This window comes from Cyclobacterium sp. 10D3-21, assembly GCF_055809755.1.
Genome location: NZ_CM147924.1, coordinates 3688587 through 3704926, shown reverse-complemented (window position 1 = coordinate 3704926; position 16340 = coordinate 3688587). Strand labels below are relative to the sequence as shown.

The 16340-nt window shown below is 37.0% G+C and carries 9 protein-coding genes; 2 read left to right on the top strand and 7 right to left on the bottom strand.

Annotation, left to right across the window (positions count from 1 at the left end):
• Positions 1-352: 352 nt before the first annotated feature.
• Both AC0L7T_RS14755 and AC0L7T_RS14750 read right to left on the bottom strand, forming a co-directional pair.
• A complete protein-coding gene (locus AC0L7T_RS14755) occupies positions 353-2029 on the bottom strand; it encodes a SusD/RagB family nutrient-binding outer membrane lipoprotein (protein ID WP_473336104.1) in 1677 nt (558 codons plus the stop codon).
• An 18-nt stretch (positions 2030-2047) separates the two neighbouring features.
• Entirely contained in the window at positions 2048-5419 is a 3372-nt protein-coding gene (locus AC0L7T_RS14750; protein WP_473336102.1) for a SusC/RagA family TonB-linked outer membrane protein, read from the bottom strand.
• A gap of 1537 nt (positions 5420-6956) precedes the next feature.
• Between AC0L7T_RS14750 and AC0L7T_RS14745 the strand changes: the two genes are divergently transcribed.
• On the top strand, positions 6957-8762 hold the full coding sequence (locus tag AC0L7T_RS14745; RefSeq protein ID WP_473336100.1) for a sensor histidine kinase: 1806 nt from the start codon (positions 6957-6959) through the stop codon (positions 8760-8762).
• 400 nt (positions 8763-9162) lie between these two features.
• On the opposite strand, the gene AC0L7T_RS14740 is transcribed toward AC0L7T_RS14745, so the two are convergent.
• The 3 genes from AC0L7T_RS14740 to mnmA are packed head-to-tail and all read right to left on the bottom strand — an operon-like array spanning position 9163 to position 12650.
• Complete coding sequence (locus AC0L7T_RS14740) at positions 9163-10659, bottom strand: M28 family peptidase (protein ID WP_473336098.1); 1497 nt, start codon at positions 10657-10659, stop codon at positions 9163-9165.
• Positions 10660-10687: 28 nt separating this feature from the next.
• Positions 10688-11419, bottom strand: coding sequence for a pseudouridine synthase (locus AC0L7T_RS14735; protein ID WP_473336096.1), 732 nt, complete (start codon positions 11417-11419; stop codon positions 10688-10690).
• 1 nt (position 11420) lies between these two features.
• Complete coding sequence (mnmA, locus tag AC0L7T_RS14730; protein WP_473336095.1) at positions 11421-12650, bottom strand: tRNA 2-thiouridine(34) synthase MnmA; 1230 nt, start codon at positions 12648-12650, stop codon at positions 11421-11423.
• 104 nt (positions 12651-12754) lie between these two features.
• Between mnmA and gndA the strand changes: the two genes are divergently transcribed.
• Entirely contained in the window at positions 12755-14653 is a 1899-nt protein-coding gene (gndA, locus tag AC0L7T_RS14725; protein ID WP_473336094.1) for an NADP-dependent phosphogluconate dehydrogenase, read from the top strand.
• Positions 14654-14687: 34 nt separating this feature from the next.
• On the opposite strand, the gene AC0L7T_RS14720 is transcribed toward gndA, so the two are convergent.
• Both AC0L7T_RS14720 and AC0L7T_RS14715 read right to left on the bottom strand, forming a co-directional pair.
• A complete protein-coding gene (locus AC0L7T_RS14720; RefSeq protein WP_473336093.1) occupies positions 14688-15002 on the bottom strand; it encodes a hypothetical protein in 315 nt (104 codons plus the stop codon).
• On the bottom strand, positions 14999-16312 hold the full coding sequence (locus tag AC0L7T_RS14715) for a PepSY-associated TM helix domain-containing protein (protein WP_473336092.1): 1314 nt from the start codon (positions 16310-16312) through the stop codon (positions 14999-15001). Before AC0L7T_RS14715 ends, AC0L7T_RS14720 begins: the two co-directional genes overlap by 4 nt.
• Positions 16313-16340 lie beyond the last annotated feature (28 nt).

The following is a 16340-nucleotide window of genomic DNA, read 5'->3' as shown; positions in this document are numbered from 1 at the left end:
CCCATTCTGGGCTGGAAAAATAAGAAGATTGTCACAATTTATTATTATTTAAAGCATTGGATGAGATTCGAAGACATTAAAAAGGAATGCTATGTAGAACCTAGTTTTAGTGATTTTGTCAGAGTTGTTGGGGAAAAAATCAACAATGCCGCTAAAATCATATACTTTACATCTTCTGAACCACGTGCTTTACCAGTGGTTGTGATACTACGCCTTTTCTGGGCAGGTGAAATAAGAACAATACCGTTAAAATTGCATTTTGCTAATTGATTTTAGATTTAGGTATAAAAAAGAAGGTTTACCGAAATTTCTTTCAGTAAACCTTCAATTACTAATTGGTGGTTATAAATGATTAGTAAGGTATATTGGTTCCTTGTAGTAACCACATACGTGAGCGAGTATCATCATTTGTTGGCACCTGTACAAACTCTGATTTCTCCAGTCTATCTACAGCTTCATTGTATTTGTCAACATACTGAGGATCGGGAGGGTTGGGTGAATCATAATGGTATCTAATAGGAATTGCAGGCTGTGCTGCATCGTATGGTGGTACAAAATCCGGATAACCAGTTCTTCTCCAATCAAACCAAGGCTCGGGTCTGAAAAACATGGATATGTATTTTTGAGTCATAATGCGCTCATGCTTATTGGTTGCTTGACTCAAGTCAATATCTTCCTGATTGTAGAATTCATTAAAATCAAATCCTCCTACATAATCACCAAATATTCCCCATTCATCCATAGAAGCTTGAATGGCATCCTTATAATGACCTTCTGCATCACTGACGCCAAATGCCCCAATTTCTGCAGCTTCCGCCAATATAAATTCAACTTCAGAATAGGTAATAATATTCATACCTACATATTGATTTGCATTTTGGAAATAAATATCGCTAAGACGACTATTAAACGGAGTAGTTTTGGGCTCAACTGATGTAGCTTGAGGACCCGCATTATAGGCTGTCCATGAGGCTTGACTACCAACCGGTAATCCAACGTAGAGATTTGTATCCAGATCGTCATATCCACTAGGGTATGGCAATACTTCAACAGGGAAAGTCTGTCCTAGTGGATCTGTGTATTGGATAGTTGTTGCTGTTGTAGCATCCTTGTCCCATTTCTTTTCAACAGGTCGTAACCACCTATACAATCTTGGATCATTTTGATCTCTTAATGAATTAAGAAAGCCTAAGCCCATTCTTCTGGCATAAGTAAGTTCAGAAGACCTGAATGGGCCACCTTGAAAAGATGTAGCCGCAGAATTTCCAATATAATCGAGAACAGCATTGTCATCACTACTTGTGAAAACATTTTGAGCAGCATCCTGAAATTCAGCGTCTATATCGACACTTAACTCTCCTTTTTTATTGTTCAACAACAAGCACATCCTGATTCTAAGGGAGTTAATAAACTTTATCCATTTACTTTTATCTCCATTGTACAGCAAATCATATCCATCCAAAACCGGTACATCATTGCCTGAAATCCCTTCAATCATATTTTTAGCTGTTTTCAAATCCATCAACAGCGTTTCGTAAATTTCTTTCTGCTGATCATACTTTGGGAAAACAATTCCTTCCTCCAGCTGATTCGTTTCTGAAAAGGGAGCATCTCCATAAATCTTCGTAACTAGGTCCGTTAATGCAGCCCTATATACCAAAGCTACTGCCTCAGTAAAAACGTTTCCTTGCTCCTTGCTGAGGTCAGACATGGCTTGAACATCTACTAGATTAGAGTAAATAGAAGCCCAAGGACTACTTTGTCCCGGTGTCCAATAAAGTGCATTTAATTCCTCCGATTTATAACCATCACCTACTTGGTAATACTGCAATAAGGAAGGAATCCTTGAACCCCAATAACCCAGCCCGCTATACGTACTAGCCAAATTATATGTGTTTGTAGTTAATAGAAAGTTTGGATCAACTTCATTAACATCATTGGGACTTGCATTCAATTTATCAAAATCACTACATGAGTTTAAAATTGGAATGAATGCAATGGATAATATTATTATTATAAATTTCTTCATGATCAATATTTATTACAATTAAAACCCAACATTTAATTTCACACCTATGCTACGGGTACGTGGAATCACCGAGTAAAACTCATACCCTGGTTCATTTCTATTTCCTACGGCAGTGTAAGCAGTTTCAGGATCGATGAATACATTGTGTTTTGTCCACATAAATATATTTTGACCTAACAAAGACAAAGACATGTTTTGAAGGTTCATTTTATTTACTATAGCTTTAGGAAACCTATAAGTAATGGATAACTCTCTTAATTTTACATAAGTTGAACTATATAGATTAGCGGATGCCAAATATCTATCAGCACCTTTTTGTGCATTATACGGACTTAACCATATTGTTCCCGGTCCTCCAAAATTCTCAATATATCCACCTTGACCATCTTCTCTAACCCCTACATCAAAACTGGCATCTTCTACATAAATTTTTTCCCCATCAGCATTTATATAGCTTCTGGCTTCTCTTTGTTCCTCTGTTTGCCAAGGAAAACCTCCCAGTTCAGCATCTCGACCTCCAACCCATTCATGTGAAAATTTTTCAGGGTTATCTTTGATTTGCTGTACGATATCTACGTTAGGGTCATAATCTACACTTCCATTAATATATTCCGGAAACCTTCCATCATTCTTACCTTGTCTCAAAGTCTCAGAATAGAATGAACCTCCTGATCTCCAGTCAAATACTGCAGTAAGGGTAAAGTTTTTGTATTGTACAGTTGGGTTAATACCCAATACAAAATCAGGGTTGTAGTTACCAATTTTCTCAAAATGCTCAGGATTTTGATCTCTTTCAGGTTTACCATTGCTGTATATGATGGCATGACCATAATACTCAGAATTTGGATCTTCCACTTTAAAATAAGGAGCTTGATAAATATCTCCTACCTGATCTCCTGGATAGGTATAGAAATAAGCGTATCCTTGGCTATACCCAAAGTATTCGACACCATCAGCTAGCTCTACAATGGTAGTTCTATTTCTAGTGAAATTTAACCCTAAATCAAAGGAAAAATCCTTTTGGCTAACAATAGAAGTACCTAGCGTGATGTCCCAGCCATTACTTCTTACCAACCCTGCATTGATCAACTTGCTGTTCGCTCCTGAAGTAATTGGCGTATTAATGCCAAGAACCTGATTTTCATTATCCATGGTATAGTAGGTTGCATCTAACGATATTCTGTTATTAAACAAAGACAAGTCAATACCAACTTCTTTGGATGTAGCTATTTCAGGTTTTAGCTGGGCATTTTTAGCAACCTTGTCAATACTGGCTCGTTTGGTATCTCCCCAATCTGCACCAAAATTATAATATCTTTGAAGCTGATAAGGATCTACATCATTACCTACCTGAGCATAACCTGCACGAACCTTAGCGAGGCTAATCCATTCCGGCATGTCAAACATCTCATTTACAAGCACACTTAAAGAAGCGGAAGGGTAAAAATACGAGCGGTTTTCTTTGGGTAATGTACTCGACCAATCATTCCTAGCCGTCAGGTCAAGATATACTGTATTTTTATAGCCTATAGAGGTTTGAGCAAAAAGGCTGTTCACTTTCTTTTTACTCAAAAAGTTATTATATAATACTGAACCAGGGCCTCCATTACTAATGGTGTACAAGCCGGGAATAACCAGGTTAGTTGTCGAATTATGAATATTTTCCTGGTAGTTGTATCTAAGGTTTCCACCAGCATTGGCTTGTAGATCAAAAGCTCCTAAAGTTTTGTTATAAGATAAAAGACCTTCCCAATTTTGTTCCCTATAACTGGAATTTTGAATATCATAGTTTCCCTTAGGCATACTATTTGTATCCCATGGCCTTTGATTTACTGCTCTTTGGTTCAATTGACTTCTTAAGTACCTTGCTGTAAAACGCAAGTCCTTAGCAAACTCATAACCCACTTGTACTTTAGTCATTGCCTGTACACGATCAAAACTAGTTGTAGCCAACTCTTGCATCAAGTAAGGATTGTTCCATCTCTCTTTCCAGCGGGTTTGTACTATACCTTCCTGGTTAGGCATCCACCATGTTTCCGGATTGCTATAAAGGGACATGTCTACTTGTGGTCCAACAGTTAAAATGGCCCTTGTTGGGGTAAGAAAACTTCTATACGAATTAGGTCTATTACCTGAACTTGACTCGTTCAAAGAGGTCATTACAGTCACCTCCAATTTATCTGTTAAGTGCATGGTTCCATTGATGTTGATGTTGTTCTTTTTCAAGTCAACATTTGGCATAATGCCTTTATTTAGGTAATTACCCATAGAAACGCGAAAGTTTGCCTTGTCGTAGTTTCCGGTAACACCTACATTATTTGCCTGAGTCCAGCCGTTTTGATAAAAATCCTGCTGACGATTTATATTGTTTTGATGAGAAACCAATTCGCTTGGACTGTCCTGGTTCCTTTGTTGAGCGATAAAACCATTGTCTAACTTAGGTCCCCAGAATTCATATGCATCATTTTCAAATACAAATGCACCTTCTTGGCCTGAAGCATACTCAGTTTGAATAGGAAGATAGGCATATGGAGTATCCATAATGAATGATGAATTGAAATCTACACCTAGACCTTTTTTCTTATCTGAACCTGATTTGGTTGTAATAAGTACTACACCATTCGCTGCACGTGAACCATAAAGAGCCGCAGCACTAGGTCCTTTCAATACTGACATTGATGCTATATCTTCTGGGTTAATGTCTGAAATAGCATTACCAAGGTCAGCCTGATTAAATAGGTTATTCGTAGTATTGTAAACCGGCACCCCATCAATTACGAACAAAGGTTGGTTGTCTGAGTTTAAAGAAGATGCTCCTCTAATAACCATGTTCATAGAAGAACCTTTCACTCCGTAGGTTTGAGAAATCTGTACACCGGCTATCTTGCCTTGCATTGAGCTAAGTACACTAGCCTGTGGAGTTCTATTTAATTCATCCCCACCAACTGTTCCAACGGAATATCCAAGTGATTCTTTCTCTCTGGAAATACCAAGAGCAGTAACCACTACTTCATTCAGTCCAACTGCAGCATCAACCATTGTTACATTGATTATTGAATTAGACCCTATCGAAATTTCCTGTGATTGATAGCCAATATAAGAAAACTGCAATGATTCCGTATTTGATGGAACGGAAATTGAATAATCGCCATCTAGATTGGTTACGGTACCGCCATTGGTCCCTTTAGGTAATACTGCAACCCCAATCAACGGAAGGCCATCAGGATCGGTTACAATACCAGTAATCGTTTTTCGTTGTGCTTGTCCATAAGAATTGGTGCTAAAGAGCAATGCAGCATTTAGCGCCAATAAACACAGACTTAACTGCAAGATCCGCATAGTTTTACGGGGAAGATCCTTAAAATCTCCACAAATTTGTTTTTTTTTCATTTTTGTATTTTTAAAATAAAATTCATTTAAAACCGAAGGCTTTATCAGCATATCACGGTTTCTTTTAAATATCAAATCTTTAGTTTGTTTCTATTTCATAGGCATATTTTTTTTGGGTTTATTGGTTAATAAATAATATTTCATCCTTGCAATCGGTGGAAAATGAGGCTAAAAAAGTAAGATTGGAATTTCAATCTTCTAAAAATCTTCTCTTTTCAAATAGCTGCAAACATCATTAATTGATAATATTAAGATAATTTAATGGTTAAATACAAATAAAACAGATATAAATGTGATGGATTTAGCAATAAATGCAAATGATTTATTGGTTAAATGGTTTGTGTCATTACAAGTATGAAGTTTTTAGTAATAGAATTAAAAGATGATTTATTCCCCTTCATATGACGGTATTTTTAAACTTTTTCAATAAAAGTAAACCGAAAATAAAATTTTAGTTCTATAACAGAAATTGGAAACAGAGTAGAGCCGAACCCATCTTTTAATAACTTCATTTTTCTTAAACAGGCTATTGGTCAGGAGAAAGAGAAAGAAATTAATTATAATTATACAATGAAGTTGTACTTTTATTTTGGCAGTAAAATTTAGTTTAATGGTTAATGAAAAAATTTAATTTTAACTAGAAAAAGGTCATGGAACAAAAATAGGCTCGTTTTGGTCCTATGATTCCGAGTGGAAATTATAATAAATTACCGATAATTTCTTTTTTTTGGTATACATCAAAAAAAATGATCAAATTCACCTCAACTGGGTTTTTACTTGAGCCATCATTTAGGCCAGTTTCTAATCCTCAGACAAGTTAGCTTACCGGAATATTGTGAACCATTATTAAATAAAAATGAATGTCAAATAACAGGGCTTCGCTCAGGATTTGGGGAATTTTTTATCAAATATTGAATTTAAAATTGATATCGTAAAATTGGGACAAGCGGAAATATTGATTGGTAAAATACATTTTGCATTACTTAAACTTGACACTAATTCTCCGATATTAATTAAAAACTGTGTCAGAGAACTGGAGACCTTAGGTATTTTGGTAGTGGTTCTAATTAGAGGTTCTCGCAAAATTTCTCTGAGCAGAGGCTTCTTTTATTGGGTACTTCGCTGCAAACCATCTTTGATGGGTTCCAGGACATTAATATCAAGGTAGGGGCTTATGCATTCTTGCATGTGCTACCAACTTCAATAACCAAAACCTTAATCCACACATAATTTATCTGAGTCAAAATAATTCAATTTAAATGCCAGCTAGTTTTGCTTTGAATTTATTATATTGCGATTTGATTAGTAATTGTATTTTTATCCAAACTAGCCAATATTCAAAACGCTATTTTTAGTTTTTGTATAAGTTTATTCACCCATTCCAATCCGATTAAATTGTTTTAAATCAATTGCATCTAATCAAAATTAGTTGCAATAAAAACTTAATTTCTGAATATTTAGATAAATATTTTGTATTTTTTTATTGTACAAAATATTATTTCTTAAATTTAATAATCAAGTTAAATAATAATTTTTTATGAAAAAACTGCTGTCTCTAAAAAAACATGAGTATTTATTATTAATAATCTCATTTTTGATTGGCATATTATTAATTGTTTTCAGCTTAAAAGAATTAAGAAGTTTCAATATTAAAACCGTTGAAACATCACTTATTACGGTAAATAAATCTTCTCATGAAGCAATAAAGCAATGGGTACACTTTAGAGAAAATACCATTAAAGGATTATCTGAAAACAAGTTCTTAATAAGCAATACGGCTGAAATCCTCTCGCTTGATCAAGACTCAACTACATTGGTTAATTCTCCTATCACATCATCTCTTCGAAGCTTTTTTCAGCCGATTTTAAAAGCCAATGAAGATTTAGGTGTTTTTCTTATAGCACCAAACTATGTTAGCGTTTTTTCGATGCGAAATGCAAATACTGGCAGTTTGAATTTAATGGCTAAAGAGAATAAATATTTACTAGATAAAGTACTGCTTGATGGAGAGACCGTATTGATTCCGCCAATAAGATCTGATGTCGCTTTGAATAGCAAATACAGTAATGATAAATGGCACACCATGTTTTTAGTGACTCCCATAATTTACCAAGGGAATATTATCGCTGCGTTTTCAATTCGTTTAGATACGAAAAAAGATTTTTCAAGAATATTAGAACTGGGCAGGATTGGAGAAACAGGAGAATCCTATGGCTTTAACAGATTGGGGAAAATGGTAACAACCAGCCGGTTTGACGAGCAGTTAAATAATACAGAAAGCTTAGAAAGTCCCAGCTTGGATGAAAACCAAACAGATCCAAGCAGATCATTTTTTATAAATGATTTAGAATTGTGTAAAGGCTATGCTTTAAATGAAATTAAAGATTTTAGGGGACAAAAAGTCTTTGAGGTGTGCATATGGGATGAGGAATTAAATTTTGGTATAACTACCAAAATCGATGCATCGGAGGCATTGAAGGGTTATCTTTTTATGCGTAAAATATTAATAATCATTATTTTATCGATATTTATAATGGGCTTTATTATGATTAACATCATTATTAATGCCAGGCAAAATGAAGAAAATGCTTTAAAAAGGGCTAAAAAAGACCTTGAACGTACTGTTTTAGATAGAACAAAAGAATTACATCAAACCATTAAAACAAAGGATAAATTCTTCTCGATCCTGGCCCATGATTTACGTAGTCCATTTTCAGGCCTATTGGTGTTATTGGACCTCTTATTGAAAAACCCCAAGTCTTTTACTGAAGAAGAAAGAACTGACATGCTGCAAGAGATTTATAATTCCAGTTCGCAGCTTTATAAACTGTTGGAAAATCTGTTAAGCTGGTCCCGGTCTCAGACGGAAGGGATAGCACTTAAACCTGAGAAAGTGTCAGTTTGGGAACTTATAAACGTAAATTTCAGCCTTCAGCAACAAAATGCAAATAACAAAAAGATTGCCCTTATAAATGAAATAGGCAAGGACTTATATGTATATGCCGATAGAAATTCTATTGATACCGTTTTTCGTAACTTAATTTCTAACGCGATAAAGTTTACAAATTCAGGGGGAACAGTAAAAATAAAATCCTCTCCAAACAATAAAATGGTTAAAGTGTTTGTTCAAGACAATGGTATTGGGATTCCTAAGGAAAATCTTAATAAAATATTTAAAATTGAGGAAAAAATTTCCACTAAGGGAACCAATGATGAAAATGGAACAGGATTGGGTTTGGCGCTGTGTAAGGAATTTATTGAATTAAATGGAGGAAAAATTTATGTTGAAAATGACACCACTGTTGGTACTGTTTTCACCGTTGAGTTACCTAATATTGAATAAAAAACACGGATCTTAAAGGAATTTAAGTCTTTGGAAATTAACGAAATTGCCCTTGATTCTTTATTAGGATCAAGGGCAATTTTTTAAATGCTATTCCATCTGTCGCTTTTAAAACACAACGTTAAAAGCAATTGGTGAGGGTTTTAACCCATGGAAAAGTGAAACCTTGGCATCCGTTTTTGGTAGTATTGTTGCTTTTTATTCTGCTACAATCCTGACAAAATTTTGAGCTAAATTAGCTTCCAAATGTTTCTTATCAAAGTCCTTGATTCCGGGGTTAGCTTTTTGCCGGATTAAATTGTGGCAATACCTATACAAAAAAATAAGCCCTATTTGTTTGAAAAATAGAGCTTATGGTGTACAAGGCAGTGCTACGATGCAGCTTTTTTATTTTCTATGATCAATAGGCATTCCCATAAAGTGCTTTGGCGGCACCTTCATATTTGTCACCTTCTACCCAAATAGGTCTTTTGGGATCATTTGCAATGTTTTCAGCGGAAAGTATATAGGATTTCCAATACTTTAGCGCATAGTCCAAATCAAAGCTATCTACATGATCAGAAGCCTGGTGATAATACTTTCTTATTTCTTCGTCAAATGCGGTAAATCCTAAACTAAAAGTAGGAGCGGGGATGCCTTTTTTGGCAAAATTAACATTGTCAGAACGATCGTATAATCCCTGTTCAGGAGCAGGGTCTGCAATTGCTTTCAAACCAAAATCCTCTGCTGCAGCTGAAATATGGTGGTCTACCGAGGACCTGCCCATTCCTATTATTGTGACCAGACTTGTATCATTGTAGCCTCCATTGTCAATATTCAGGTTGAAAACAATTTGTTTCAAGGCTATAGGAGGGTTATCAGCAAAATAGGAGGAGCCAAGCAATCCTTTTTCTTCGGCTGTCCATGCGCACAATAATATCGATCTTTTAGGAGGGTTTTCACCAAAATAATTAGCAGCCTGAATCAAAGCTGCCGTCCCGACTGCATTGTCTCTTGCACCATTGTAGATGGAATCTCCTTCTGCATTGGGTTTGCCTATTCCCAAATGATCATAATGCGCAGAAAGCATTACATATTCATCCTTTAATTTAGGGACTGTTCCTTCGATAACCGCCACAACATTTCGCCCTACAATCTTTCTGTTGACTTTTCCTTTGATCTCCACTTCCATAGTATTTTTGCCATTGGCAATGGATTTGATCATTTCACCTTTCAAATCTTTCACCCATAAGTAAGGAAAGGCGTCGTTATTTTCAGGGTCAATATCGATACTTAATTGAGGCTTATTTAGGTAATTTACCAACATACTCCATGGTGTAGTAGGCACATTGTACATTTCTATCAATCCAATGGCTCCTTTGGATTTGGCCAAAACCATTTTCTCCCTTCCAGCTTCAAATAGTGCTGTAGGGCTTAATCTTCCTGGCGCACCAACCCTCACCACTACCCACTTGTCTTTTACATTTTTACCTTGGTAATCATCCTCAAATCCATAACCAACAACTACCATATCATATTCTCCTGAAATATCTGCTCCACCTAAGACCAACAGGTCTTCTCCATGGTTTAGCCTGGAACTTTTCCATTTCATTGAACCAATGGTAGGAGGTGATGAATCGACAAATGGAATATATTGGTAATACCCATTTAAGTTATTGATGGGCAGCGCACCATATCGCTCAAATTCATTGGCGATATAAAAGGCGGCAATGTCTATTTCTGGGCGTGCCGGATCCCTTCCTTTTAATTCATCAGAAGCTAAAAATTTAAAATGAGAAAGTGCCTCAGCTCTTCCCAGGACTTTATCGATGTTCTCTTTCTGTGCCATTCCCTGCGAACTCACAAGGGCAAATACCAATAGGAAGACTACAGAAGGTAAATGTTTTAAGTTTATCATATGTAATTATTGCTTGTTTCAGGATAATTTACAACTTAAATGAATGATCAATTAATTCCGCTCCAGACAAATTAAGGTCTGCCATGGTTTTTTTAAAGTGATCAGGAATTTCCGCAGAAATAGTTAGGGCTTCATTGGAAAAGGGCTGTATAAAATTCAATTCCCAGGCATGCAAAAGCATATTGGCAAGTTGGAATTGGGAAGCAAAAAAATTATTCTGCTTATTGTCACCATGAGTTGTATCACCGATTATATAATGTCTCAAATGAGCAAAATGTCTCCGTATTTGATGCATTCTACCCGTATGTGGATATACTTTAACCAAAGAATACCTGCTGGTAGTGTACCTGTCGGAGGAAACATAAGGCACCTCACAACGCTCAAGCGCCCAATATTCAGTACGGGCCTCTTGTAATATAAATTTCATGTCCTTTGCTAGTGGATGATCTATTAAACCATGTGCTTCAGGAAGATAGCCCCTGACAATGGTCAGGTAATGTTTTTTAATGGAGTTATCAAAGAATTGGGGTTGAAGCATGGACGCAGCTTTGGAACTTTTACCAAAAAGTAAAACACCAGTAGTTGGCCGGTCAATTCTATGCATAGGATAAACCTTATAGCCAACTTGTTCTTCCAGCAATTGCACGGCAAATAAGGCCTCTGGATCTTTCTCCAAAGGTGTTTTATGTACCAATACCCCAGCAGGTTTATTGATGGCTATGTATTCATCGTCTTCGAAAACAATCGGGAGTTGAATCATATTAAAAAATTACACCTGATCCTATGCTTTCTTCGCCTTCATACCATGCCACAAATTGTCCAGACGCAATGCCTTTCTGAGCATCGTCAAACAACACGTACAAGCCATCTTCTCTCATAAGTAAAGTAGCTTGTGACAAGGGTTGACGGTACCTTATTCTGGCCAGGTATTTGGCTGACTCACCTACTTTTAAGGTTTTATCAGGCCTTAGCCAATGGATGTCTTCCTTTTTCACATGAAGACCATAGCGTAAAAGACCCGGATGATCTTCCCCCAAACCAGTATAGATAATGTTTTCGCTCGTGTCTGTGGCAATAATAAACAATGGTTTACCGGTACCCCCAACATTCAAGCCTTTCCGCTGTCCAATGGTAAAGTAATGTGCGCCATTGTGCTCACCTACCTTTTCTCCCATGTCTTTGTTATAGCTCAATGGCCAACAAATATCTTCCAATTGTTCCTTGTCAAGATCTTCCATCTCAATGCCGGCTGGAATACCATGGTTGGCAAAAATTGTGGCATCAGCAGGCACAGACAATATATTGCCTTTTTTAGGCTTAAGTTGTTGTTGCAGAAAATCAGGAAGCTTTACTTTTCCAATAAAACACAAGCCTTGGCTGTCCTTTTTTTCCGCAGTAATCAATTCCTGTTCTTTGGCAATTGCCCTGACCTCCGATTTTTGCAGATGGCCAATAGGAAACAAAGCTTTGCTTAATTGTTCTTGGTTAAGCTGACATAAAAAATAACTCTGGTCTTTATTCGCATCTGCCCCGGCAAGTAGCCTATACATGGGTTTGCCGTCTATATTGAGCTCGTCTTTTTGACAATAATGTCCGGTGGCAACAAAATCAGCTTTAAGCTTCATTGCAGCCTTTAAAAAAATATCGAATTTTATTTCCCTGTTACAAAGTATGTCAGGATTTGGTGTTCTTCCAGCCTTGTATTCGGCAAACATGTATTCAACTATTCTTGTTTTATAATCCTCACTTAGGTCAATGGCCTGAAAGGGTATACCCAGTTTTTGGGCGACCAGCATGGCATCAGTACTGTCCTCTATCCAAGGGCATTCGTTGGATATCGTAACCGATTCATCGTGCCAGTTTTTCATAAACATACCAATCACCTCATACCCTTGTTTTTTCAGTAAGTACGCAGTTACAGAACTATCGACACCTCCTGAGAGGCCTACTACTACTCTTTTCTTACGTTGAGACATAATCTGTTTTTCCATGAACGCAAATTCCATCTATAACATCCAACAATATTGATATGGTTCAATTAACAAAATTAGCCATTTAAAATGGTTTGATCCGGCTGAATTTCATATTTTCGTCAATGATTATAATTGTTTACGGGGTAACGGGATGTGGAAAAAGTACTATTGGTGAATTATTGGCAAATAAAATGGGAGTTCCATTTTTAGATGCAGATGATTTCCACCCCATAGCCAATAAAACCAAAATGAATGCTGGAACGCCTTTAGTGGATGAAGACAGAATCCCATGGTTGAACAATGTGGCTGAAAAGCTGAAAGTTTGCTCCAAAGAAAAAGGGGCAGTTTTGGCCTGTTCAGCATTGAATGAAAAATACCGAAAGATTTTAAAAGTAGTGCCCAATATTGAATGGGTACTTTTGGAAGGCAGTAAGTCTTTGGTAGAGGAACGACTTGGCGCAAGGGTAGGGCACTTTATGAATCCTGCACTATTGACATCTCAAATGGAAGCCTTGGAGGTTCCTGAGTATGGGAGGAAAATAACCATTGATAAATCTCCCGAAATAATTGTTGAAAATATAATACAAAACATCAAAAAAATGGAAAATAAGGCTGATTTTGGAGTAATTGGAATGGGTGTAATGGGAAAGAGTCTCGCCTTAAACTTAGCTGATAAAGCAGTAAACCTATCCATTTACAATAGGTATGTTGAAGGAAAGGAAGAAGGTGTTGCAGAAAAAGTATTGGAAGAAAACCCTGGCTACACCAATATCCAACCCTTTGAGAAAATAAAGCCCTTTATAGCCTCCCTTTCCTCACCAAAATCAATATTATTAATGATTCCAGCAGGAAATGCTGTGGACCTTCAGATCAATGAACTTATTCCGCTATTAAGCCCAGGAGATATTCTCATTGATGGAGGCAACTCTTTTTATAAAGACACCAACACCAGAGCCGAATTATTAAAAGAGAAAGGAATTCTATTTGTAGGAACAGGAGTCTCAGGTGGCGAAGAAGGAGCGAGAAGAGGCCCATCAATAATGCCTGGCGGAGACAAGGATGGTTTTTCTAAGATTGCACCCTACCTTGAAGTGATAGCTGCCAAAGACTATCAAGGCAAGCCATGTGTTACTTATGCCGGACCTGGAGGAGCAGGGCACTTTGTGAAAATGGTGCACAACAGTATAGAATATGGGGAAATGCAGGCCATCTCTGAAGTATATTACCTGATGCGCAACTACCTGGAACTTTCACCCCTGGAAATAGCAGCTATTTTTGAGAAGTGGATGGACAGTGACCTTTCCAGTTATTTATTGGAAATCACCATTGACATTCTTAGAAAACTTGAGGATGGTGAACCCTTAATTGACAAGATTCTGGACCAGGCAGCACAAAAAGGAACTGGTGGATGGTCGGTAAATACCGCTTTAGAATATGGTGTGCCTTATGGCGTACTTTCTGAGGCAGTAATGGCCAGGAACCTTTCGGCCAGAAAAGGGCTTCGAATGATCACTTCAGGCTTGTATAACCTTGAAAGATTTACTGGAATTGAAGATTTGGAGAATTTTCTAGACAAACTACAAGCAGCTTATCAAGCGACTAGAATAATCAACCATGAAGTAGGTTTTTCCCTTATGCTGGAAGTTTCAGAAAAGAACAATTGGGCCCTTAACTTCTCTGAAATTGCTAGAATTTGGACAAATGGCTGTATTATCAGGTCTAAATTGATGGAAGAGTTGGTAGAAATCTTTAAGGAAAGCAATCACATTTTGCTTAACTATGAAGCGATTACTGCCCTAAAGAGTTACCAAGGTGATTTATCTTATGTAGTAGGTCAGGCCTTGCAGAATGGATATTCGGTGCCTGTTTTATCCAATGCAATCAATTATTTTCTTGGAGTAACTACTGCGCATTCACCAGCAAACATGCTCCAGGCACAAAGGGATTACTTTGGAGCCCATACCTATCGCCGAAATGACCGAGATCCAGACACCGCCTTTCATACCAATTGGAAAGAATGATTCTGTAGGTAGGTTGATTTGTAATTAACTTAAGTTAAAATAAAAAAGCAAAGCCTACCAATGAAAGGCTGGTACAAAAAATACACAGTATCCGTCTTTTGCTGAGGACTGAGAAAAAACAGCAGATTGTAATGGCTAAATAGCCTAAACCACTTTTACTTGTTGTTATGAGAAAAGTCTTTACCCCATCAACGCTGTTGATGGGGTAGTAAGGATATAAAAAGTTTTCAGTGGCCACATTCCTCCATTCATTCCAGTAAAATAGGCTCACAATTAGGAAGATAGACCCAAAGGCTAAAAGCAATGGTATAAGGTAATGTTCTGTAATTTTATCTATTTTTTTGCTCATGCGGATTGCTTTTTGGTTGGCCTTTCTTTGAAAAATACAAGAAGTTTTTTAACAATGATGCCGATAATAAAACCATAGAATGCCAATCCCACCAAGATAGATGGAATGCCTAATCCTATTTGGGTACTCATTATGCCAATTATTAAAATGGTTCCTAGTATACCTATGGTCCATTTTAATAATAGCGGTTTTAAAGGTTTGTCTTCACCAAATTGAGATTTTGATTTCCTGGTACGTTCCAGGTAAATTATGAATCCACTTAAGGAGAGAAAGCCAGAACTGAAAGCCAGAAGACAATAGACTATCTTTAAAGGAAGACCTCCGAAATCACCAAAATGAAAGGATTCTTGTACGAAATACAATTTTGAACCAAAATCCTGATCACTGATATTGTATTTGAACAAAAGGCTATGGTCTTGTTTGTCAAATACGAGTTTGTTGGATCGTCTTTCATATGCCTGGCCTGGAACGTTCCCCAAAACCTGAACCAATCCTTCCCCATTAGTAGTGGGCCGAATAAACCAAGGAATCATGTTTGGAAATGCCATGCTTGATTTTTCATAGATCGCATCAAAATCCAACGGATAATTGAGATCCTCTTTGGCTTCTAACACTTTTTCTGAACGGGTATAGCTATTGGGTTGCGCTATATTTAATCCCACCATCAAATAGGCCTGGAGGCCTAACCAGGCACCGGTGATGCCTATCATCATATTGAAGGCTAAGGAACTTATGCCCACTAATTTATGGATGTCTGCCTGGGTGATCCTAAGTTTGGTTTTTCGGATTTTTCCAAAGGCTTGTTTTTTCATAAACTTCCCATAGATCAACAAGCCGGTGATGGTGGATAAAAACAGGGCTATGCCAGCCAATCCTACAATTTGTCTACCATAATAGGCTTCATAAAACCGAACATGAATGTTTCTTAAAAAGTAACTGAAAGATTTAAAGTAATTGCGTTCTCCAAGTATTTTTCCAGTATGCGGATTGACAAAGACTTCCCAAATCATTGGGTTTAAGTCGTTTTTTTCCTTTGGCATCAACCTGATAATCCAGGTATTCAAATTGGCTTTTGGCATTTCTACCTCAAACAAGTATTTGTCAGGATGCAAAGGCAAAACTTTTCTCACAGCCCCCGTCAATGAGGCTTTATCAGTACTTGGAGTTACCTGGGTAAGCTCAGGATTGAGCAAATGGTCGATTTCTGGTCTGAACAAGGCTGCAGCACCGGTAATGCTTAAAAATACGATGACTATACCAGTGTATAGCCCCAACCAATTGTGAATTCTCCAAAGAAGATTATTTTTCATTCCTAAAGCATAAAAACCTTTCCTGAAA

Bases quoted from the DNA above. Each gene is read 5' to 3' on its own strand.
- AC0L7T_RS14720 (WP_473336093.1), bottom strand. From the start codon at position 15,002: ATGAGCAAAAAAATAGATAAAATTACAGAACATTACCTTATACCATTG.
- gndA (WP_473336094.1), top strand. From the start codon at position 12,755: ATGATTATAATTGTTTACGGGGTAACGGGATGTGGAAAAAGTACTATT.
- AC0L7T_RS14755 (WP_473336104.1), bottom strand. From the start codon at position 2,029: ATGAAGAAATTTATAATAATAATATTATCCATTGCATTCATTCCAATT.
- mnmA (WP_473336095.1), bottom strand. From the start codon at position 12,650: ATGGAAAAACAGATTATGTCTCAACGTAAGAAAAGAGTAGTAGTAGGC.
- AC0L7T_RS14750 (WP_473336102.1), bottom strand. From the start codon at position 5,419: ATGAAAAAAAAACAAATTTGTGGAGATTTTAAGGATCTTCCCCGTAAA.
- AC0L7T_RS14740 (WP_473336098.1), bottom strand. From the start codon at position 10,659: ATGATAAACTTAAAACATTTACCTTCTGTAGTCTTCCTATTGGTATTT.
- AC0L7T_RS14735 (WP_473336096.1), bottom strand. From the start codon at position 11,419: ATGATTCAACTCCCGATTGTTTTCGAAGACGATGAATACATAGCCATC.
- AC0L7T_RS14745 (WP_473336100.1), top strand. From the start codon at position 6,957: ATGAAAAAACTGCTGTCTCTAAAAAAACATGAGTATTTATTATTAATA.
- AC0L7T_RS14715 (WP_473336092.1), bottom strand. From the start codon at position 16,312: ATGAAAAATAATCTTCTTTGGAGAATTCACAATTGGTTGGGGCTATAC.